The organism is Flavobacterium daemonense, assembly GCF_007341385.1.
GTDB lineage: Bacteria > Bacteroidota > Bacteroidia > Flavobacteriales > Flavobacteriaceae > Flavobacterium > Flavobacterium daemonense.
In genome coordinates this window covers 99,134-121,291 of sequence record NZ_VJYD01000010.1, presented here as the reverse complement: position 1 = coordinate 121,291, position 22,158 = coordinate 99,134, and the positions used below count along the sequence as shown (strand labels likewise).

The window sequence follows — 22,158 nt, the reverse complement described above, 5'->3', positions numbered from 1 at the left end:
TATTTTGATTTTAAATCTGTGATAAAAAAATAATGTTTGAAAATCCGTGTAATTAGTGGCAAAAAAATAGAGCGCACGAGGTATTTTAAATAAATTTGCGCAAGTAAAAATGGTAAAAGGAAAGCTCAAAAACTTTGTTGCTTTGTCCCTTTGAGCCTTTGAACCTTATTAAAATGAAAAATATAGATACGCTTACTCAGGAAGCAATTAGTTTATTAAAGAACCTAATCGTAACACCTTCATTTTCTAGTGAAGAAGACCAAACGGCTCTTTTAATCGAAAATTGGTTCAATCAAAACGAGATTCCTTTCAAAAGAGAAAACAATAATGTGTGGGCTTTCAACAAGTATTTCGACGAAAATAAACCAACACTTTTACTAAACTCACATCACGATACCGTACGTCCTAATCAGGCGTATACTAATGATCCGTTTAAAGCGATTGAAAAAGATGGTAAATTATTCGGATTAGGAAGTAATGATGCCGGAGGATGCTTGGTGTCATTATTAGCGACATTTGTACATTTCTACGAGAACCAAAATCTTTCTCACAATATTGTAATGGTGGCTTCTGCGGAAGAAGAAAGTAGTGGGAAAAATGGTTTGAACAGCGTTTTAAAACATTTACCTGAACTAGATTGCGCAATTGTAGGTGAGCCAACTTTGATGCAATTAGCAGTTGCTGAAAAAGGTCTTTTAGTTTTAGATGTAAAAGTAAAAGGAACCGCAAGCCACGCCGCACATCAAAATGATGATAATGCATTATACAAATCAATTCCAGTAATGGAATGGTTTAAAAACTATAAATTCGACAAAATATCTGACGTTTTAGGTCCCGTAAAAATGACTGTAACGCAGATTAATGCAGGAAAACAGCACAATGTCGTGCCGTCAGAATGTGATTTGGTAGTCGATATTCGCGTTACAGATCGTTATACAAATGCTGAAATTCTAGAAGTGGTGAAAGCAAATGTAAACGCAGAAGTAACACCAAGATCAATGCATTTAAATGCTTCTTCTATTCCAGTTTCGCACGGTTTGGTTCAAGCAGGGATTGCTTTAGGAAGAACGACTTACGGCTCGCCAACGCTTTCAGATCAATCGGTTTTAAGCTGTCAGTCTTTAAAATTAGGACCAGGGGAAACGTTGCGTTCACATTCAGCAGACGAATTTATTTTTGTAAATGAAATTGTAGAAGGAGTCGACCTGTATATCAAAATACTAACCGATTTCTTTAAATTATAAGAAAAGAAATTAAACCCGACAGGTTTTTAAAACCTGTCGGGTTTGTAAAAATATGACCTATGAAACTTTGGGAAAAAGGAATACCAACAGATAAACAAATCGAACAATTCACAGTAGGAAACGATCGTGAACTGGATTTGGTTTTAGCAAAATACGATGCTTTAGGTTCAATTGCTCATGCCAAAATGTTGGGACAGATTGGTTTATTAACTGCTGACGAAACAACATCTTTAGTTGATGCATTAAACGAAATTATCGCTGATATTGTAGTTGGAAATTTCGAAATCGAAGACAGTTTCGAAGATGTACATTCTAAAATTGAATATCTTCTTACTGTAAAACTAGGCGATGCAGGAAAGAAAATCCACACCGCACGTTCTCGTAACGATCAAGTTTTAGTCGATGTTCATTTGTACTTAAAAGATGAATTGAAAGCGATAAAAGAGCAGGTAAAAACTCTTTTTGATTTATTAATGGAATCGGCAGAAAAACATCAAAATGTACTATTGCCAGGTTATACACATTTACAAATCGCAATGCCATCATCTTTCGGAATGTGGTTTTCTGCTTACGCCGAAAGTTTAATTGATGATATTACAATGCTGAACGCAGCTTCAAAAATTGTAGATCAGAATCCGTTAGGTTCTGCTGCAGGTTACGGAAGTTCGTTTCCAATCAACAGAACATTTACAACAAAAGAGTTAGGTTTTGAAACCTTAAAATACAACGCAGTTGCAGCACAAATGAGTCGCGGAAAAGCAGAAAAAACAGTTGCTTTTGCAATGACGAGCGTTGCAGGAACATTGTCAAAATTTGCGATGGATGTTTGTTTGTATATGAGCCAGAATTTCGATTTCATTGGACTTCCGGCGCATCTTACAACGGGCTCAAGCATTATGCCTCATAAGAAAAATCCAGACGTTTTCGAGTTAATCAGAGGAAAATGCAACAAGATTCAGGCGCTTCCATACGAAATCACTTTGATTACAAATAATCTTCCGAGTGGTTATCATAGAGATTTACAGCTTTTAAAAGAAGGTTTGTTTCCGGCAATTCAGACTTTGAAATCTTGTTTAGATATTGCGATATTTTCTATAAAAGACATTACAGTAAAAGACCATATTTTAGAAGATAAAAAATACGATTATTTGTTTACGGTTGACACATTAAACGAAATGGTGGTGGAAGGAATGCCGTTTAGAGATGCTTACAAAGCAGTTGCTGAACAACTAGAAGCAGGAACATATAAATCTCCAAAAGAAACAAAGCATACGCACGAAGGAAGCATCAACAATTTATGTTTAGATGCTATTAAGGATAAAATGAAAGCGGCTTTTTAACATTGCTAGATGTAAAAAGTAAGATGTAAAATTAAAAAAGGTCATTGATTATCAATGACCTTTTTTAATTTGTAGCTTTTAGTTTTTAATTACTTTGAACGTTTTTGTTCTGTTTTCAATCTGAATTTTACAGACATAAGTACCTTTTGCAAGACTTCCCAGATTTAATTCTAACTTTTCGTCTGGTGAAATGTTTTTCGATTTTGTGAATACTTTTGAGCCATTAGACGAAAATACATTTATAGAGGCTGTTCCGTTCTCCGAACTTGAAAATTTGATATTCAAAATGCTGTCAATTATTGTTGGATAATAGTCAAGATTTATTTCTGGACTTTTTTTTTCACCCAATCCTAAGTTGCTGCAGCTTGATGCGATCTTTCCATCAGCAGAAACTTGAAGTGTAGCGCCAGCACCACAAGTAGTATTGGTCACATAGCCAGCAACATTTGCGGCAGGAAGTACAGTATATGTGTATGTAGGTTTTGCAACAGCATCGCCAAAATCAGCCGAAGCATTTAGCGAATTCACAAAGCTGATTCCAACTGTTCCGCCATCAGTACTGATGTAATTTTTAAAAACAGTTCCAATTTTAGAGAAGTCAGTACCTTCAACATAACAAGTCGAATTTTTATCACCTCCGCCTAAACCAATTGCAAGTGAGCCAGAAACCGAAGTATTGTAATAGCAGTTCAAAATATGCAGTTCAGCATTTCTGCCTCTTGGCATACGTTCTTTACAGCCTTCTGCCCAATAACAATTTTTAAAAGTTATACTAAAGTGACCATCAGCGGGAGCATCGCTTTTATTAGAGCCAACTAAATTGGTAAATCTATGATCATCGGCACCGCCAGAACCGCCTGCTTTTGGCGTTTTTAAATAAGTAAATTTTGTCCAAGAAATAGTCACATTATCAGCTGCGCCTTTATTATCGAAATTGCCATCCATTCCGTCTTGAAATTCGCAATGGTCCACCCATAGATTTGTCGCTTCAGAAGTTAGATTATCATGACCATCAACGTCGTACGCGCCTGGACCTTCAAAAATTAAATTTCTGATGATGATATTATTTGAGCCTGGTTTTATGCTTAAAATTCCAGATCCTGCAGCAGTTTGATCCGTGCTGACTAATCTTGCTCCAGGAAGACCAATAATGGTTTTGTCGTTAATTAATAAACTCGTGTAAGTGCAATTTATGGTACCGGAAACCAAAATAACTTGTGGCGTGGTTAGTTTGAGTTTCGCCGTCAAATCAGCATAAGTTGATACTGTTACTGGAGCCGCATTTCCGCCGCCGGTGGCATTGGCTCCAAATCCCTCAGGAGCTGTCATGTAATAGTTTTGCGCAGAAATAAGGTTGGCGCTAGCTAAAAGAAAGAGCAAAATTAGTTTTGATTTCATTTTTTTGTTGGTTTGTTAAGTGGTTTTGTATTGCAAATATATAATAAAATGTAATCGATTACATAAATGTAATTAATTAAAATTTAATCTGTTCTTTTTTAATAATTTTTTAAGGAAAAATTCGATCGAACTAAAAGTTGAAATCTCACGATATTGCCACTAATCGTTATTTTTAGCGAGATTATATTTACAATTTTTGGCTTTATTGAATCAAAAAACACTATTTTTGAAATGCACATTTATAACCAGCGTATGAATAAATTTGATGCCCAGAACACCAAACAGCTTTTGGATAAACAGTTGATTACAGACAATCAATATCAAGAAATAGCGACCTATCGCGATCTAGGTATTTTCTCTTTAAATGCTGAGCTAAAGCTTTTTCTTTATTTATCAGTTCTGCTATTCACCTCGGGAATAGGAGTGTTGATTTATAAAAATATTGATACTATTGGCCATATTGCGATCCTTTCACTTTTGTTGATTGTCATTGTGGTTTGTTTTTATTATTGCTTTAAAAATGCAAATGGATTCCAGAAAACTGAAACAACTTTTGATCATCCTGTTTTAGAATATTTAGTTTTAGCAGCAAATATTCTCACATGCATTTTTATTGGTTATCTACAATTTCAATACAAGCCCTTTGGAACACATTACGGATTAGCGACGCTAGTGCCAACAATAGTGAGTTTCTTTTGCGCTTATTATTTTGATAATAAAAGTGTTCTGACAATTGCTATAACAGGTTTGGCGGCATATGTGGGGCTTTCGGTAACGCCACAAGATTTATTGAATAACAATGATTTTTATAGCAATGAGAGTTTGAGTTATTCTGCCGTGATGCTTGGCATTCTATTGGTTTTATGGACAATTTACAGTAATCGAATTTCTCTAAAAACGCATTTCAATTTAATCTTTCTGACTTTTGCTTTGCATATCATCAGCATTGCTGCAATTAGTAATTTAATGCATGATGATAGTTTGATTTGGATGATTTTTACTTGTGTTTTAGCGGGTTCGACATTATATTTTTATAAAATCAGTTACGCTTATAAGGCGATGTCGCTGTATGTTTTTATGATTCTATACGCTTATGTTGGCGGTAATATATTTTTGGCTCAAATTTTTAAAGATATTGATTTCTCTGACATTTTCGAAATATTTGTTTTTCTATTGCCGGCCTATTTCATTGGCTCAATTGTAATGTTTATCAAATTAATTAAAAACTTTCATAAAGAAATAGCCGAATGATAATTCACGATAAAAATTCACTTGACAATTTAGCTTTAACTGAAGAAGCAAATTCATTGGAAAATGGAGGTTTCATCAGTAAAGAACAAAAGAAATTTATTAAAAAAGAATTGCCTGTTTTTAAAAGTCAAAGCAATATTTTGGTTCGCTTGGGCTTTTTTATATTAGGCGCTTTTTTGTACGCTTCAATTTGTGGTGCAGTTTCTCTTTTAGCAATTGATAACGGAAATATTTATGTCAATTTTTGCTGTTATATTTTCGCTGCAATTGGATTTGCAGGATCAGAATTTCTAGCTAATGAAAAATATTATCAGCATGGACTTGATGATGCTTTCAATTTGGGAGCAATTTTAAATATCGGGATTGCGATTGCCGTAACAACAGAGGGTTATGAATTAGTAATCGCCTTTTTTGTAGCAGCCGCTTCTATTTTGGTGTATCTAAGATATTTACATTTGTTATCGCTACTTGTTTTTTGTTTGGCAAGTTCAGCCATATTGTTTTATGGAATGTTTGAATTTGGCGAAATCGGAAAAGCTGTTTTGCCTTTTACTGCAATGATTTTTGCTACGATTTGTTATTTTTTTACAAAGAAATTAATTGCTAATCTCATGAAAAGTTATTTTTACAAGGGACTTTTGCTGGCAAATAGTTTTTATTTGGTTCTGTTTTATCTTTCTTGTAACTATTTGGTTGTGAGAGAACTTTCTTCAGCGCTTTTGGGAGTCGAAGTCAAACCGGGAAGCGATATTCCGTTTGCTTTATTCTTTTATGCTTTTACTTTCATAGTTCCAATTGTGTATTTAGTCCAGGCTTTAAAGACCAAAGATAGAATCATGCTTTGGATAAGTTTTCTTGCGATTGGATTTTCAATTTATACCATCCGATTTTATTACGCTGTATTGCCAATTGAAGTTGCTTTAACTTTTTGCGGACTCGTTTTATTCGCAATTGCGTATTTCTCAATTAAAAAACTAAAAGACAAAGAAACTGGCTTAACATTTAAGCCAGACAGAATCAATCATTCCGATTCATTATTAAATGCGGAAGCACTAATTGTCGCTTCAACTTTTGGAATGAAACCAGAAGTAAAGCCACAAGATTCTCCAATGGAATTTGGAGGCGGAGGTTTCAGTGGTGGCGGATCTGAAGGAAATTTTTAAATTTATGAAAAGTTAAATGTAAAATGTGAAATGTTTTGAGTCATCTCACATTTTACTAAAATCATCTCACAATCCTATATTTTACTTTTCAACGCCTCAGCATCAATATCGCTGTGCGAAACATCATAAACAGCTTTTCCGTTTTTGATTAATATCAATTGAGGTGATTCATGATAAACACCAAAACGATTTGCAATTTCATTTGAAATATCACGATGCGCAATCAAATCCAAGAAATAAGCATCAACAACTTCTTCAAGATCAAATTCTCTTTCAAATTGTTTCAATGCCATTCGGCTGATACTGCATCTTGTGCTGTGTTTGAAAATTACGACTGGCTTTTCATTAGAAATAGTTTCAATTTCCATTAATTGAAGAATATCGGTTAATTCTGTCCAGTTCACTTTACTTTTTGGAGCTTCTGAGTTCTCTGAACTTCCGAAGATTGAATTAAAAAAACTCATATTTGGCTTGTTTTGTGACTTTTTGACATTAAAAAATGATTAAAAACATCTTTTTTATGTCATTTTGTCTTTATTTTTACTATGGAATATAATTTGTCTATCCGAGTACAAAGTTAGATTATTTGAGTTAAAAATATATCTCAATAAATTGTAACTTTAATCGTATTGAATATCAAGTAATTAAATCAATCATAAATCGAAAAAAATATGAATATTAACAAGTTTACTATTAAATCGCAGGAAGCCATTCAGCTGTCACAGCAATTAGCACAGCGAAATGGTCAACAACAAATTGAAAACGAACACATTTTCAAAGCAATATTTGAAGTTGATGAAAACGTAGCCCCGTTTATTTTGAAAAAATTAAATGTAAATGTGCCCTTGTTTTTGCAAATTCTAGACAGTACAATTCAGAGCTTTCCAAAAGTTTCTGGAGGTGATATTTTGCTTTCCAGAGACGCAAATAAAGCTTTGAATGAAGCTGAGATTATCGCGCAAAAAATGAACGACGAATACGTTTCGATCGAGCATTTAATTTTAGCAATTTTTGACTCAAAAAGTAAAGTTTCTCAAATCTTAAAAGATCAAGGAGTTACTGGCAAAGGTCTTAAAGCCGCTATTGAAGAATTACGTAAAGGCGAAAGAGTGACTTCAGCATCTGCTGAAGAAACCTATAATTCGCTTAATAAATACGCTAAAAACTTAAACGAATTAGCACGAACAGGAAAATTAGATCCGGTTATTGGTCGTGATGAAGAAATTCGTCGTGTATTGCAGATTTTGACTCGTAGAACCAAAAACAATCCAATGTTGATTGGTGAACCGGGAGTTGGTAAAACAGCAATTGCAGAAGGTTTAGCACATAGAATTGTAGATGGCGACGTTCCAGAAAACTTAAAAGAAAAAATCGTTTTCTCATTAGATATGGGAGCTTTGATTGCCGGAGCGAAATACAAAGGAGAGTTTGAAGAGCGTTTAAAATCGGTTGTAAAAGAAGTTACGGCTGCAGAAGGAGATATTGTCTTATTTATAGATGAGATTCACACACTTGTAGGAGCGGGTGGAGGAGAAGGTGCCATGGATGCAGCCAATATCTTGAAACCGGCTTTGGCTCGTGGAGAATTGAGAGCTATTGGTGCTACAACTTTAGATGAATATCAAAAATATTTCGAAAAAGACAAAGCCCTTGAAAGACGTTTTCAAAAAGTTCTAATTGATGAGCCAGACACAGAAAGTGCAATTTCGATTTTGCGTGGAATCAAAGAGAAATACGAAACGCATCATAAAGTTCAGATTAAAGACGAAGCAATTATTGCAGCAGTTGAACTTTCGCAACGTTATATTACTAATCGTTTCTTGCCGGATAAAGCGATCGACTTAATGGACGAAGCAGCTTCTAAACTGCGTATGGAAATCAATTCAAAACCGGAAGAATTAGATGTTTTGGATCGTAAAATCATGCAGTTGGAAATCGAAATCGAGGCCATCAAACGTGAAAAAGAAGAAAGCAAACTGAAAATCCTGCACATGGATTTGGCGAACTTAAAAGAAGAGCGAAACGAAATCTATGCAAAATGGAAGCAAGAAAAGGATATTGTTGATGGAATTCAGGCTGTAAAACAAGAAATTGAAGATTTTAAATACGAAGCTGAACGCGCAGAACGTGATGGTGACTACGGAAAAGTAGCTGAAATTCGTTACGGAAAAATCAAAGAAGCACAGGAACGCCAAGATACATTGCAAAAGCAATTATTGGAATTTCAATCTGGAAATTCTTTGATTAAAGAAGAAGTTACCAGAGAAGACATTGCAGAGGTTGTTGCAAAATGGACAGGAATTCCTGTTACAAAAATGCTCCAAACAGAAAGAGAAAAACTATTACACCTTGAAGACGAATTGCACAAACGTGTAGTAGGTCAGGAAGAAGCGATAGAAGCAGTGAGTGACGCTGTTCGTAGAAGCCGTGCCGGTTTACAGGATATGAAAAAACCAGTTGGATCATTCTTATTTTTAGGAACAACGGGAGTTGGTAAAACCGAATTAGCAAAAGCTTTGGCCGAATATCTTTTTGATGATGAAAATGCCATGACGCGTATCGATATGAGTGAGTACCAAGAACGCCACAGCGTGAGCCGTTTGGTTGGTGCGCCTCCTGGATATGTAGGTTATGATGAAGGCGGCCAGTTGACAGAAGCCGTTCGTAGAAAACCGTATTCTGTTGTATTGTTGGATGAAATTGAAAAAGCGCATCCAGATACGTTCAATATTTTGTTGCAAGTTCTAGACGAAGGCCGATTGACAGACAATAAAGGTCGTCTGGCTGATTTTAGAAACACAATCATAATCATGACTTCGAACATGGGAAGTAATATTATTCAGGAGAAATTCGAGAATCTTAAAGGCGGTGTTGAAGCAGCGACAGAAGCAGCTAAAAACGAAGTTTTAGGATTATTAAAACAAACTGTTCGTCCTGAGTTTATTAACCGTATTGACGAAATTGTAATGTTTACGCCGCTTACAGTAGAGAATATTTCACGAATCGTAAGTCTGCAGTTGAAGAGTGTTACAAAAATGCTGGCACTGCAAGGCATTACGATGGACGCAACTCCAGAAGCTATAGCATACTTGGCAGACAAAGGTTATGATCCGCATTTTGGAGCAAGACCTGTAAAACGTGTGGTTCAGAGAGAAGTGCTGAATCAATTGTCAAAAGAAATTTTGGCTGGAAATATAACAACAGACAGCATTATTTTGCTTGATGCATTTGATGGAAAACTGGTTTTCAGAAATCAGACACAAACAGCAGAATAAATTTCTAAATATTTAATGTTCAAAAACACCAATCAGAAATGATTGGTGTTTTTTTTGTGTTAAAACCACAAATGTTGAAACTTTTTTCAAAAGTCGTATAAATGAAATCTCGAAGATAATTCTCAAATTTACGTTAACTTAAAATCAAAAAGCTATGAATAATATTTTTAGAGGTTTAATTGCAGGATATGGTGCAAAAAAGTTAGGTGGAGGATGCTTCAGTACAATACTTATTTTTGTAATAATTTGGGCGCTTTTAGGGCAATGCCATTAGAATTAAATCCGATTTTCAACTAAGAAATTAGGATAAAAAGTGGTAGATTCGCATCACTAAAACTAAATTAAAAAAATGGGTTCAGGTTTTTTCGCTCTATTAGATGATATCGCAGCAATTATGGATGATGTTGCCGTAATGAGTAAAGTTGCAGCAAAAAAAACAGCTGGAATTTTAGGCGATGACTTGGCTGTAAATGCCGAAAAAGCTTCTGGATTCGCATCATCTAGAGAACTTCCTGTTTTATGGGCAATCAGCAAAGGATCGCTTTTAAATAAAATCATAATTCTGCCAATTGCGTTTCTTTTAAGCGCTTTTTTTCCGGTAGCAATTATGATAATTCTGGTTCTTGGAGGATTATTTTTGGCTTACGAAGGAGCCGAAAAAATCTACGAATTCTTTTTTCCGCATGCGCACGAAGAATCAGAAGGAATTACAGAAGAAGTTTTGACCGAAGAAGAGATTTTAGTAGTAGAAAAATCAAAAGTAAAATCGGCCATTGTAACCGATTTTATTTTATCTGTCGAAATCGTAATTATCGCTTTAGGAACCGTAATTGGAAAGCCATTATTATCGCAAATTGTAACAGTTTCAATTATTGCGGTTATTGCAACAGTTGGCGTTTATGGAATCGTTGCACTAATTGTTCGTATGGACGAGGTTGGTTTTAAAATGATTCAGCACAGCAAAAAGGAAAAGAGTCTGTTGAAATTTATCGGAAATATTTTGGTTCAAGCACTTCCAAAAGTCATTAAAGCATTGACCGTTATTGGTACAATCGCCTTGATTTTAGTTGCCGGCGGATTGTTCGTGCATTATATTCCGTTTATTCATCATTTAGCAGAGGAAAGTACGATTCCTGCCATTGTTAAGGAATTTATTGCTGGACTTGTCTTAGGTTTTATTGTTCTATTAATTGTAAACCTTTTCAAAAAGCTTTTCAAAAAGAAAAGTGCTTAATACAATTTCAAAATATATAAATAAAACATCAGTCAACGCTGATGTTTTTTTGTTTTAGAAGCACAATAATTCGGTTTCAAAAGCGCTTTTAGTCCCGCTCTCCGCTATATCTTTTTCCTGCTAAAGAAGCGGGAAAAAGGATACCGCTTCGATCGCGGCTAGGCAAGAAATTTTTATTTTTATAAGAAATATAGGTCTTTTTTAAAAATATTCTCAAATAATAAACTTTTGATTTACAATTGTTTGAGTTTTTAATAAAACTATTTAACATTTTCTCCAAGCAACCTTTGCAACTACGCCACATCTTCATAGTAATTAACAATTAATTATTATTTTATATGAAAAGGTTTAAATTAAAATCAGTTTTAGTAGTATTATTTTTATCAACTGCATTAATTTCATGCAGCAACGACGATGACCACGCAGAAGCGGCAGTGAAAACAAAAACCGCATTTGTGACAAAAATAGAAGGTCCTGCAACAGGAAAAGTAAACGACGAATTAAGCTACGATGTAACTTTTACTGTAGATAATGCTTGTGGTGAATTTGATAAAATTGCTGAAACTACAATTGGTGAAACAAAAGGATTAGAAGTTGTAGCAAAATATCCAGTAAATGGAGTTTGTACACAACAAATTCCGGATCCTAAAAAGACCGTTTACAAATTCAAAGCAACTGCAAAAGGAACATTTGATATCAAATTCAGAAAATCAGAAACTGAATTCTTGACTCAAAAAGTCGTAATCGAATAAACAGCCTTTCTTAGTTGATATTTTTTTAGGTTGAAAAGCCATTTTGCAGAAGTTTATAATTAATCTGATGCGAAATGGTTTTATTTTTCCAAAAAACATTTAATTTAGGAAATGAACTTTGTGTTCTTATGCAAAATGTGCACATTAAATATATAATCTTCGTGAACTTTGCGTAAATCTTTACGCTCTTTGCGGTTAATCAGACTTTGTCATTCCTCTAAAATTTACTATTTTTGCACTCTAAATTTTATGTCATGCCGAAAAGAAAATATAAAATATCAGTAATTCAGTTAAATCTGAATGATGTTGCTGAAAATAATCTTAAAAAATGTATCAGCTGGGTAAGAGATGCTGCAAGCCAAGGTGCTGAAGTAATCTTATTGCCTGAATTATATAGCAGTCATTATTTTTGCCAAAGTGAAGATGTAGATAATTTTGCATTAGCAGAACCATTGTACAGCACTTCTTTTATTGCTTTCAGCGAATTGGCAAAAGAATTAGGAGTTGTAATCATTGTTCCTTTCTTCGAGAAAAGAATGGCTGGAATTTACCATAACAGTGCTTATATTATCGATACAGATGGTACAGAAGCAGGTTTATACCGTAAAATGCACATTCCAGACGATCCGCATTTCTATGAGAAATTCTATTTTACGCCAGGAGATTTAGGTTTCCAAGCAATTGAAACTAAAAAAGGAACTGTAGGAACATTAATCTGCTGGGATCAATGGTATCCAGAAGCGGCTCGTATTACAGCGCTTAAAGGAGCAGAAGTGTTGTTCTACCCAACCGCAATTGGATGGCATCCAAAAGAAAAAGAACAATACGGTGAAAACCAATATGGTGCATGGATGAACGTAATGAAAGGTCATGCTGTTGCAAATGGTGTTTTCGTTGCTGCTGCCAATCGAATTGGTCTTGAAAAATATCTTGAAGGAACAGAAGGCATCCAATTTTGGGGCGCTTCTTTCATCGCTGGACCGCAAGGAGAAATTTTAGCTCAAGCATCACACGATAAAGAAGAAATCTTAATTGCGGAAGTTGATTTAGACTTGCAGGAGAATGTTCGCCAAAACTGGCCATTCTTCAGAGACAGAAGAATTGATGCTTTTGGTGATATTACAAAAAGAGCAATTGATAAATAATAATTTATCTTCAAATAAAAAAGGCGGTTTCAAAAGTATTGAAACCGCCTTTTCTGTTTTTATATAGATTCTTATTTCACTTGGAAAGTAACTCTTCTCACGATTTGACGTGCTTCTTTAGATTTTTTGTTAACAGATGTATCTTCTCCATTAGCAACCACATTCAATCTTGAAGCATCAATTCCCGCATTTACGGCTACTTTTTTCACAGCTTCAGCTCTTTTTCTAGATAATTCAGTGTTGTAGCTTGAACTTCCAATTTCATCAGCATAACCAATTATATCAGCTGATTTTCCGGGATTGTTTTTCAAATATTTCACTAAGAAATCAACTCCAGACAACGAAGCATTTGTTGGTTTAGACGAATTGAAATCAAAGTAAACGTTTACATAACCACCGTTGATTAATTCTTCAACAGTATTGTTTGTAATCGTGCCACTGCCTTTCTTTTCATACGTTTTGTCTAAGTAGCTTTCTAACTCATCTGGTACACCATTTTGATTATTATCAATAGATTGTCCTTTTGTATTTACAGCAACTCCAGTAATGGTATTTGGTTCCAAATCATACAAATCGGCAACACCATCTTTGTCTGTATCTAAAAGTCCAGTTTCAACTAAATCCACTCTTTTTTCCAATTCGCTGATTCTGTCTTCTTCGCCCACCCAGTCAGCATGTTTTTCATTTTTACCTAAGTAAAAGGTCAAACCAACAGAAGCATTAAGCAACACACCATCTAATGAACCAGTTGTAGTGTTTCCCATTCCGTCAAAGTTCCAGTTTTGTCTTCCGTTTACAATTCCAGTAAGGTCACCAGTCAACGCCACTCTGTTGCTTAATTTGATTTGTCCAGTTAAACCCATAATTCCATGAGCCATATAATCTTGACCACCCGGACCAGTTTCGGTACTAATTTGCGAAACTCCAAAACCTCCGTGAGCTAAAACGCTAACTGTGTTTGTCCAAGTTTCAAAATTTAAAGCACGTCCAAGATTGATAACACCTTGAAGACTTGCTCTAACGTATCTGCTTTCAAAATCAGGAGTGTTGTCGCGCTCTTTAAACTGGTCGTAACCAACATCTAGTTTAACCCCAAATTTAGGACTAAACATATAACGTACACCCAAATCAGCATGAAACGGATTTAATGTTGAAGTCGAATAACCTGGCGTTATTGCACGCATTGGTTTGTTGACTCCGCCATTTAATTCTAACGACCATTTGTTGTATTCTTGTTGAGCAACAGAAGGAGCTACTGAAGTTGTCATATTTTGGGCGCTTGCAGAAAACGCTGCTATCAGAAAGGACAGGGATAATAATTTCTTTTTCATGATATTCAAATTTAAATTGGTTTTTATAATAAACTCATGACAAAATTATGCGGTGGGTTTTAGAATGTGTTCTATTTGCTCTTACATAATTTCCACGTTTTGGCTTTTTATTATGTAAAATCGTTAATGAAATCAAAATTCTGAAACAAAAAAAAGGACAAAATGTATATTTTGTCCTTTTCTCCCTTTTTAAAGTAAAATCTATTTTAAGTCCGGCTGATAAATTTTAATGCTTCCGTCGCCTTCGCTGCTTACTACTAATAAACTTCTTTTAGTAGGGCTTTTTGAAGCCGGAATAAACAATACACCCTCTGGTGCATCACCTGTTTTTACGGTCTGTAAATATTGAGGCGAAGTAGGATTGGTAACATCATACGTCATAAATGCGTCGGATCTTTCAAGACCAACAAACAGAATAGTTTGATTTCCCATTTTTGTAACAACAACTGCTTCTGGCTCAGAACCTTTATCATCGCTTCGTTTGTCGTCATACGTTCCTAATTCGTTTGTTTTTTTATCAACGTCATTTTTGCTGTCAAAAACGATTTTCCCTGTATTTCCATTCCAAATTGAGAAAGATCTTGCGCCAAAACTTACCATTTCGTCTAAATCTCCGTCTCCGTCTGTGTCGCCCATATCAGCAACAAGATTTAATCGGCCCATACTTGGATCCAATTTTAAAGTTGCAGCATCTGGAAAAATTGTCGGATCAAGCTTAAAGCTTTTCATTCTTTTTACATCTGTATAAGCAGTATATTCTCTCGCATCACCTTCATTTGCAGTCACAAAATAAGGAACATTGTTTACAGTAAAATGGCTGATTGCATCTGGCATATACATTCCTTTAACTTTCCATGGATTGAAAGCAATTTTATCGTCGCTATCGCTTACGTCGATTGCGTTTTCGGCAGTATTAAAGTCTTTTAAGCCTAAAGGATAAATCGCTGTAATAGTTTTAGAAGTCAAATCAACTTTTGCAACACCATTATTTTCTTGTAAAGTTACCCAAGCCGTTTTAGAATCATCAGAAATTGTAATGTATTCTGGTTCAATGTCCTGAGCAAAGCTTTTAGCATATTTTGAAATTCTGAATCCGTCTTTAGCTAATGTTGTTGCTTGACTAGCAAATGAAGCAAAATCAAGTGTTGTAACGTTATAAGTGCTTGTTTCAATAATAGAAATTGTTCCATTTGGATCTTGTGAATAATCGGTATTTGGCTCGCCTTCATTTGCGGTCATGATAAATTTTCCGTCAGGTGAAAAAGTGATCATATCTGGCAGAGCACCAACGGTTACTTGCTTGATTAAGCTGTAATCTGATGTGTTGAAAATCACAACTTTTCCGTTTGCTTGCTTGTTAACAGTCGATTCTAAGGCAACAGCTAATTTTCCGTCAAAAACAGAAACACTGTTTGAAGCACCTTCGTAAGCAGTTAAATCAATTTTCCCGATTTTTAAAGGTTTTGTAGGATCAGAAATATCAATAACATCAATTTGATTTACACCGCTGTTGTTTACTGTAAAAAGTCTTTTTGTCTTTTCGCAGTATGCCGAAATCTCAGCTGCAGCTTCTCCGCCAATAGTAATTGAACCAATTTCTTTGAAAGTTCCTGGATTTTCATTTGCAGTAACTTCTGGTTCCCCATTTGAATTTTCGTCGTTATTACAGCTTGTCATGATAAGTAAAGCTGTTAATAATGAGATACTTAATTTTTTCATTTTAATAGTTTTTAGTTGTGCCAAAAGTAAATACGAGGATTTTTTTATGTATTAAGCCTTTATTATTTAATCTTTAACTTAATTTTTGGAAGATAATTTTTGTGAAATTTCAGAGGATTTTATGGCAGATGTTTCAAAATCCTAACGAATGCTTATCTTTGTACACTTTCAAAATATAGAACGTTTTTATGTCAACAAATAATAGAAGATTTCCAGCAGAATGGGAAAAACAGCAAGGAATTGTATTGTGTTTTCCGCATAATGGCAATGATTGGCCGGGAAAATACGAAGCTGTTCAATGGGCTTTTGTAGAATTCATTAAAAAAGTAGCCACTTTTGAAACTGTTTTTTTGGTCGTAGCCGATGAAAAACTGAAAGAAAAGGTCGCCGATATGCTTGAAAGAGCTCGCGTTAATGTTAAAAACGTTTCTTATATTATTCATAAAACCAACAGAAGCTGGATGCGTGATTCGGGACCAATTATTGTAAAGAATGGTTCAAAAAGAGAAGCGCTAAATTTCAATTTTAATGGTTGGGCAAAATATAAAAACTACCAATTAGATAAATTTGTTCCGGGTAAAGTGGCTGATTTTATTGATGTTCCACTAACGCAGGTTATGTACAAAGGAAAACCGGTAATTGTTGAAGGTGGTGCGATTGATGTTAACGGAAAAGGAACGTTATTGACTTCTGAAGAATGTTTGATGCACCCAACAATTCAAGTTAGAAATCAAGGTTTTACCAAAGAAGATTACGAAGCTGTTTTTAAAGAATATCTTGGCGTTACCAATGTAATCTGGCTTGGTGATGGAATAGAAGGTGATGATACACACGGTCACATAGATGATTTATGCCGATTTGTAAATGAAGATACTATTGTAACCATTGTAGAAACAGATAAAAATGATTCAAATTATAAACCTTTGCAGGATAATTTGAAACGTCTGCAAAATGCAAAGCTAGAAAACGGAAAATCGCCAGTTATTGTGGCGTTGCCAATGCCAAAACGTGTTGATTTTGAGGATTTAAGATTGCCAGCAAGTTATGCTAATTTTTTAATCTTGAATAATTGCGTTTTAGTACCAACATTCAATGACAGCAACGACCGCGTAGCTTTGAATATATTATCAGAATGTTTCCCAGACAGAGAAGTAATCGGAATAAGTTGTATTGATTTCATCTGGGGATTCGGAACTTTGCATTGCTTAAGCCAGCAGATTCCGGCTTAATTTTCTAATCTCGTAATGATGCAAAGGCGCAAAGTTTTATTTTGAAAAGCTTTGTCAATTAATCTCGCAAAGGCGCGAAGACGCAAAGTTTTTTATGCATTGTCAGGCTGAGCGATCCCGAGGCTCCGGGAGAAGCCCCGAAAAGTGTAGGTAGCAATGAAGCGTACTGTTTGTCATTTCGACGAAGGAGAAATCTTCGCAAGTAGCTCCGCAGCAATAAGCTCATCTTTGTAGAGTTTCTCGTGAAGATTTCTCCTTCGTCGAAATGACAAAAATGAGATAAATCTTTTCGAGATTGAATATAAAAACACAAAAAAAACCTTGGTTCTCACCAAGGTTTTTCTATTTCTAAATCTCTTCAGATTCGTTATCTTCTCTTCATTGTCTGATGAAAGGCGGTAAAAGTTGGCTTGAAACTTCGCCAAAACCAATTCGGACTTCATTGCTTTCGCAGAAACCTCTAATAATTACAGTATCGTTATCCTCAATAAATTTACGTTCGCTGCCGTCTTTTAATTTAAGCGGATTTTTTCCTCCCCAAGTCAATTCCAGCATAGAGCCAAAACTATCAGGAGTAGGACCAGAAATAGTTCCAGAGCCCATCATGTCGCCAGAATTCACACGACATCCGTTTGAAGTATGATGCGCTAATTGCTGGCTCATCGACCAATATAAATATTTGAAATTTGATTTTGAAACTATTGTTTCTTCAGCATCTTCCGGTTTAATTGAAACTTCTAAGTGAATGTCAAAAGCTTTTTTGCCTTTTGTTTGCAAATAAGGAAGCGGTGACGGATCTTGTTTTGGCCCTTTAGTTCTAAAAGGCTCTAAAGCATCCATTGTCACAATCCATGGAGAAATTGATGTTGCAAAGTTTTTGGCTAAGAATGGTCCAAGAGGCACATATTCCCATTTTTGAATATCGCGCGCGCTCCAGTCATTTAATAAAACCATTCCGAAAATATAATCCTCGGCTTCATATGTTGGGATATTTTCACCCATGATATTCACATCAGTAGTAATAAAAGCGGTTTCAAGCTCAAAATCTACTAAGCGAGAAGGTCCAAAAACGGGATAATCTCCGCCGGCAGGCATTGTTTGTCCCATTGGTCTGTGAACCGGAATTCCAGACGGAACGATTGTAGAACTTCTTCCGTGATATCCAACTGGAATATGCAGCCAGTTTGGCAGAAGCGCATTCTCTGGATCGCGGAACATTTTTCCTACGTTTGTAGCGTGCTCTTTACTAGAATAGAAATCAGTGTAATCACCAATTAAAACCGGCAATTGCATCTCTACATCGTCAATATTAAAAATAACAATATCGCGATCTTTTGTTGAATCTCTAAGTTGTGGATTGGTTGCGTCGAAAATATCAGCGATACGATTTCGGACTAGGCGCCATGTTTTTTTTCCGTCAGAAATAAAATCATTCAGCGTGTCCTGCATAAACATATCGTCAGTTAAATCTATTCCCTCAAAATAGTTTAACTGTTGTAAAGCCCCTAAATCTATAGCATAATCACCAATTCTAGTTCCTACTGTAACGACATTTTCTTTAGTAAGAAATACACCGAAAGGAATATTTTGAATAGGGAAGTCGCTGTTTTGTGGCACTTCTAACCATGATTTTCTTTTGGTATCGTTGGCGGTTATCGGCATGTTAGATGTTAATTATTTGTTGAAAAATTACATGTCAAATATATCATAATCTAACTGTATGACAAACGTTTTTTTGTATTTTTGCATCAAATTAACGAAAAACGAAAAAATGCAACGCGACGAACAAATTTTTGATCTTATCCAAGAGGAAAAAGAAAGACAAATTCACGGACTAGAACTTATTGCTTCTGAGAATTTTGTAAGTGACGAAGTAATGGAGGCAGCTGGTTCTGTTTTAACTAATAAATATGCTGAAGGTTATCCTGGCAAAAGATATTACGGAGGCTGCGAAGTAGTTGACGTTATTGAGCAAATTGCAATTGACAGAGCTAAAGAATTATTTGGTGCTGAATATGCAAACGTACAGCCTCACTCAGGTTCTCAGGCAAACACAGCGGTTTACCATGCTTGTTTGAATCCTGGTGATACTATTTTAGGTTTCGATTTATCTCACGGTGGTCACTTGACTCATGGTTCTCCTGTAAACTTTTCAGGACGTTTATACCGTCCAGTTTTTTACGGTGTAGATGTTGAAACTGGCCGTTTAGATTATGATAAAATTCAAGAAATTGCAACTAAAGAACAACCAAAATTAATTATCGCTGGAGCTTCGGCTTATTCTCGTGATATGGATTTTGCTCGTTTCAGACAAATTGCTGACAGCGTTGGAGCGATCTTATTTGCTGATATTTCGCACCCAGCAGGTCTTATTGCAAAAGGGTTATTAAGCGATCCAATTCCACATTGTCATATCGTTTCTACAACAACGCACAAAACATTACGTGGACCACGTGGAGGTTTGATTTTAATGGGGAAAGATTTCCCAAATCCACAAGGATTGACAACTCCAAAAGGAGAAATCAGAATGATGTCATCTTTATTAGACTTAGCTGTTTTCCCAGGAAATCAAGGTGGACCTTTAATGCACATTATCGCTGCTAAAGCGGTTGCTTTTGGTGAAGCGCTTAAAGATGAGTTTTTTACATATGCAATGCAATTACAAAAAAATGCAAAAGCAATGGCTGATGCTTTCGTAAAAAGAGGTTACAACATTATCTCTGGCGGAACTGACAACCATATGATGCTTATTGACTTAAGAAATAAAAACATTTCTGGTAAAGAAGCTGAAAATGCATTAGTAAAAGCTGAAATTACAGTAAACAAAAACATGGTTCCGTTTGACGATAAATCTCCATTTATCACGTCTGGAATTCGTGTTGGAACAGCTGCAATCACAACTCGTGGTTTAGTTGAAAAAGATATGGAAACTATCGTAGCTTTAATAGATAAAGTTCTTGCTGATCATACAAACGAAGATCTTATCGAAGAAGTTGCTGAAGAAGTAAACGAATTAATGAGCGAAAGACCGATTTTTGCATATTAATTAGTTTAAAGTTTAAGGTTTCAAGTTTAAAGTTTTGTAGTGCGCAATTGGGCGTATTACGAAACTTTAAACTTTTTTCGTTTAGAATGAAAACTTGAAACTTGAAACAAAATAAACCTGAAACAAATTTAAAAAATGGGCGTACTAAGATTACAATTGCCAACGGACCCAAGATGGGTAAATATTGTTGAGAAAAATATTGAAGAAATTCTAACTGATCACGCTTGGTGTGAGCAAAAAGCAGCAACAAATGCGATTACAATTATCACCAATAATTCTGAACATCAGGATTTGGTAAAAGATTTATTGGCTTTAGCCAAAGAAGAAATCGATCATTTTGAGCAAGTTCACAATATCATCATCAAACGCGGATTAAAATTAGGCCGTGAGCGTAAAGATGATTATGTAAACGAACTATATCAATACATGAAAAAAAGCGGCGACGGAAGCCGTGTTTCTGGTCTTGTAGAAAGATTACTGTTTTCTGCAATGATTGAAGCTAGAAGCTGTGAGCGTTTTAAAGTGCTTTCTGAAAATATTCAAGATGAAGAATTAGCTGTTTTCTATAGAGAATTAATGGAAAGCGAAGCGGGTCATTATACTACATTCATTACTTACGCACGTAAATACGGAGTAGGAATCGATGTTGAGAAACGTTGGAGAGAATGGCTGTCATTTGAAGAATCAATTATTACGAATTACGGAAAAGGAGAGACTATTCACGGATAGTTTTTTGTTTCTTTTGTTTAATGTTCCAAGTTCCAAGTTTCAAGTTTGTCACGTTGAGCGAAGTCGAAACGCGTTCCAGTTATAAACTTTGTGAATCTCCGTAAAATCTTTGTGAGTCTCTGTGAAATAAAAAACATTCAAATCAACACTTTCACGAAAGCGAATTGATAATTGTTCAAAAGTTCAACTTTTTGTTAATCTAAAATCTAAAGTCTACAATCTAAAATTCCTTACATTTGAGAGTAACCAAAATCTCGAACTATGAGAATAGAAATGGACCTAAAATTGGGGTTTAAAGACGTAATGTTTAGACCTAAACGATCAACGCTCAAAAGCAGATCAGAAGTAAGTTTAGAACAAAATTTTAAATTTTTGCATAGCACTTCAACTTGGATCGGAATTCCGATTATGGGTGCCAATATGGATACTGTTGGAACATTTGAAATGGCTCAGGTTTTGGCAAAAGAAAAGCTTTTTACAGCAATTCATAAACATTACACTTTAGAAGAATGGAATAATTTTCTTCAAAACGCAACTCCAGATTTCTACGACTATATTGCCGTAAGCACAGGAACAGGAAAAGAAGATTTTGAAAAAATTAAAAAAATAATTACTGCAAATCCCTTGCTGAAATTCATTTGTATTGATGTTGCAAATGGTTATTCGGAACACTTTGTTCAGTTTTTGAAGAAAACCCGAAAACAATATCCAGATAAAATTATTATTGCCGGAAATGTAGTGACAGGCGAAATGACCGAGGAATTATTATTAGCCGGTGCTGATATAGTCAAAGTCGGAATTGGACCAGGTTCTGTTTGTACAACTCGCGTGAAAACAGGTGTTGGTTATCCTCAGTTATCCGCGATTATAGAATGTGCTGATGCTGCTCACGGGTTGGGTGGACATATTATAAGTGATGGTGGTTGTACAACTCCGGGTGATGTCGCAAAAGCCTTTGGAGCGGGAGCTGACTTCGTAATGCTAGGCGGAATGTTAGCCGGACATACAGAAAGTGGAGGTGAACTAATCGAAGTAAAAGGTGAAAAATTCAAACAATTTTACGGAATGAGTTCCAAAACAGCAATGGATAAACATTCCGGCGGTGTAGCCGAATACAGAGCAAGCGAAGGAAAAACAGTTCAGGTTCCGTTTAAAGGAGATGTAATAAATACTGTTCTTGATATATTGGGAGGAATTAGAAGCACTTGTACTTATGTAGGAGCTTCAAGATTAAAAGAATTGACTAAACGAACGACTTTCATCCGCGTAAGCGAGCAAGAAAATCAAGTTTTTAAAAAATAA

The 22,158-nt window shown here is 35.3% G+C and carries 17 protein-coding genes; 12 read left to right on the top strand and 5 right to left on the bottom strand.

The annotated features are described in order from the left end of the window. Positions 1–173 precede the first annotated feature (173 nt). Together FND99_RS13900 and argH are read left to right on the top strand one after the other, a co-directional pair. On the top strand, positions 174–1,244 hold the full coding sequence (locus FND99_RS13900; RefSeq protein ID WP_144338550.1) for a M20 family metallo-hydrolase: 1,071 nt from the start codon (positions 174–176) through the stop codon (positions 1,242–1,244). 59 nt (positions 1,245–1,303) lie between these two features. After that, on the top strand, positions 1,304–2,584 hold the full coding sequence (argH, locus tag FND99_RS13895) for an argininosuccinate lyase (RefSeq protein WP_144338549.1): 1,281 nt from the start codon (positions 1,304–1,306) through the stop codon (positions 2,582–2,584). Between the two features lie 78 nt (positions 2,585–2,662). On the opposite strand, the gene FND99_RS13890 is transcribed toward argH, so the two are convergent. Next, complete coding sequence (locus FND99_RS13890; RefSeq protein WP_144338548.1) at positions 2,663–3,982, bottom strand: T9SS type A sorting domain-containing protein; 1,320 nt, start codon at positions 3,980–3,982, stop codon at positions 2,663–2,665. A gap of 231 nt (positions 3,983–4,213) precedes the next feature. Between FND99_RS13890 and FND99_RS13885 the strand changes: the two genes are divergently transcribed. Together FND99_RS13885 and FND99_RS13880 are read left to right on the top strand one after the other, a co-directional pair. After that, positions 4,214–5,233, top strand: coding sequence for a DUF2157 domain-containing protein (locus tag FND99_RS13885; RefSeq protein ID WP_246074218.1), 1,020 nt, complete (start codon positions 4,214–4,216; stop codon positions 5,231–5,233). Then, positions 5,230–6,396 carry a hypothetical protein gene (locus tag FND99_RS13880; RefSeq protein ID WP_144338547.1) on the top strand — a complete coding sequence of 389 codons (1,167 nt, stop codon included), beginning with the start codon at positions 5,230–5,232 and terminating at the stop codon, positions 6,394–6,396. Before FND99_RS13885 ends, FND99_RS13880 begins: the two co-directional genes overlap by 4 nt. A gap of 74 nt (positions 6,397–6,470) precedes the next feature. Here the strand turns inward: FND99_RS13880 and ytxJ are convergent, their stop codons facing one another. After that, the gene (gene ytxJ, locus FND99_RS13875) at positions 6,471–6,860 is read right to left on the bottom strand and encodes a bacillithiol system redox-active protein YtxJ (RefSeq protein WP_144338546.1); all 390 of its coding nucleotides are present in this window, start codon (positions 6,858–6,860) and stop codon (positions 6,471–6,473) included. Between the two features lie 207 nt (positions 6,861–7,067). On the opposite strand from ytxJ, the gene clpB reads away from it, so the two are divergent. The 4 genes from clpB (at position 7,068) to FND99_RS13855 (ending at position 12,802) form a co-directional block, all read left to right on the top strand. Further along, positions 7,068–9,671, top strand: coding sequence for an ATP-dependent chaperone ClpB (clpB, locus tag FND99_RS13870; protein WP_144338545.1), 2,604 nt, complete (start codon positions 7,068–7,070; stop codon positions 9,669–9,671). Positions 9,672–10,020: 349 nt separating this feature from the next. Then, positions 10,021–10,905: a DUF808 domain-containing protein gene (locus FND99_RS13865; protein ID WP_144338544.1), complete on the top strand. Its 885-nt coding sequence runs from the start codon at positions 10,021–10,023 to the stop codon at positions 10,903–10,905. Positions 10,906–11,243: 338 nt separating this feature from the next. Beyond that, on the top strand, positions 11,244–11,657 hold the full coding sequence (locus tag FND99_RS13860; protein ID WP_144338543.1) for a hypothetical protein: 414 nt from the start codon (positions 11,244–11,246) through the stop codon (positions 11,655–11,657). 254 nt (positions 11,658–11,911) lie between these two features. Continuing rightward, on the top strand, positions 11,912–12,802 hold the full coding sequence (locus tag FND99_RS13855) for a carbon-nitrogen hydrolase (protein WP_035644835.1): 891 nt from the start codon (positions 11,912–11,914) through the stop codon (positions 12,800–12,802). Between the two features lie 71 nt (positions 12,803–12,873). Here the strand turns inward: FND99_RS13855 and FND99_RS13850 are convergent, their stop codons facing one another. Both FND99_RS13850 and FND99_RS13845 read right to left on the bottom strand, forming a co-directional pair. Further along, positions 12,874–14,133, bottom strand: a complete 1,260-nt coding sequence (locus FND99_RS13850) for an OmpA family protein (RefSeq protein ID WP_144338542.1) — start codon at positions 14,131–14,133, stop codon at positions 12,874–12,876. Positions 14,134–14,334: 201 nt separating this feature from the next. Further along, complete coding sequence (locus FND99_RS13845) at positions 14,335–15,852, bottom strand: choice-of-anchor I family protein (protein ID WP_144338541.1); 1,518 nt, start codon at positions 15,850–15,852, stop codon at positions 14,335–14,337. 188 nt (positions 15,853–16,040) lie between these two features. On the opposite strand from FND99_RS13845, the gene FND99_RS13840 reads away from it, so the two are divergent. After that, positions 16,041–17,081 (top strand): agmatine deiminase family protein, encoded by a 1,041-nt coding sequence (locus tag FND99_RS13840; protein WP_144338540.1) that lies wholly within the window; start codon positions 16,041–16,043, stop codon positions 17,079–17,081. 378 nt (positions 17,082–17,459) lie between these two features. Here the strand turns inward: FND99_RS13840 and fahA are convergent, their stop codons facing one another. Continuing rightward, positions 17,460–18,743 carry a fumarylacetoacetase gene (gene fahA / locus FND99_RS13835; protein WP_144338539.1) on the bottom strand — a complete coding sequence of 428 codons (1,284 nt, stop codon included), beginning with the start codon at positions 18,741–18,743 and terminating at the stop codon, positions 17,460–17,462. Between the two features lie 109 nt (positions 18,744–18,852). On the opposite strand from fahA, the gene glyA reads away from it, so the two are divergent. The 3 genes from glyA (at position 18,853) to FND99_RS13820 (ending at position 22,158) form a co-directional block, all read left to right on the top strand. Further along, positions 18,853–20,127, top strand: a complete 1,275-nt coding sequence (glyA, locus tag FND99_RS13830) for a serine hydroxymethyltransferase (protein ID WP_144338538.1) — start codon at positions 18,853–18,855, stop codon at positions 20,125–20,127. A 135-nt stretch (positions 20,128–20,262) separates the two neighbouring features. Next, positions 20,263–20,856 (top strand): tRNA-(ms[2]io[6]A)-hydroxylase, encoded by a 594-nt coding sequence (gene miaE, locus FND99_RS13825; protein WP_144338537.1) that lies wholly within the window; start codon positions 20,263–20,265, stop codon positions 20,854–20,856. A 261-nt stretch (positions 20,857–21,117) separates the two neighbouring features. Then, complete coding sequence (locus tag FND99_RS13820; protein WP_144338536.1) at positions 21,118–22,158, top strand: GMP reductase; 1,041 nt, start codon at positions 21,118–21,120, stop codon at positions 22,156–22,158.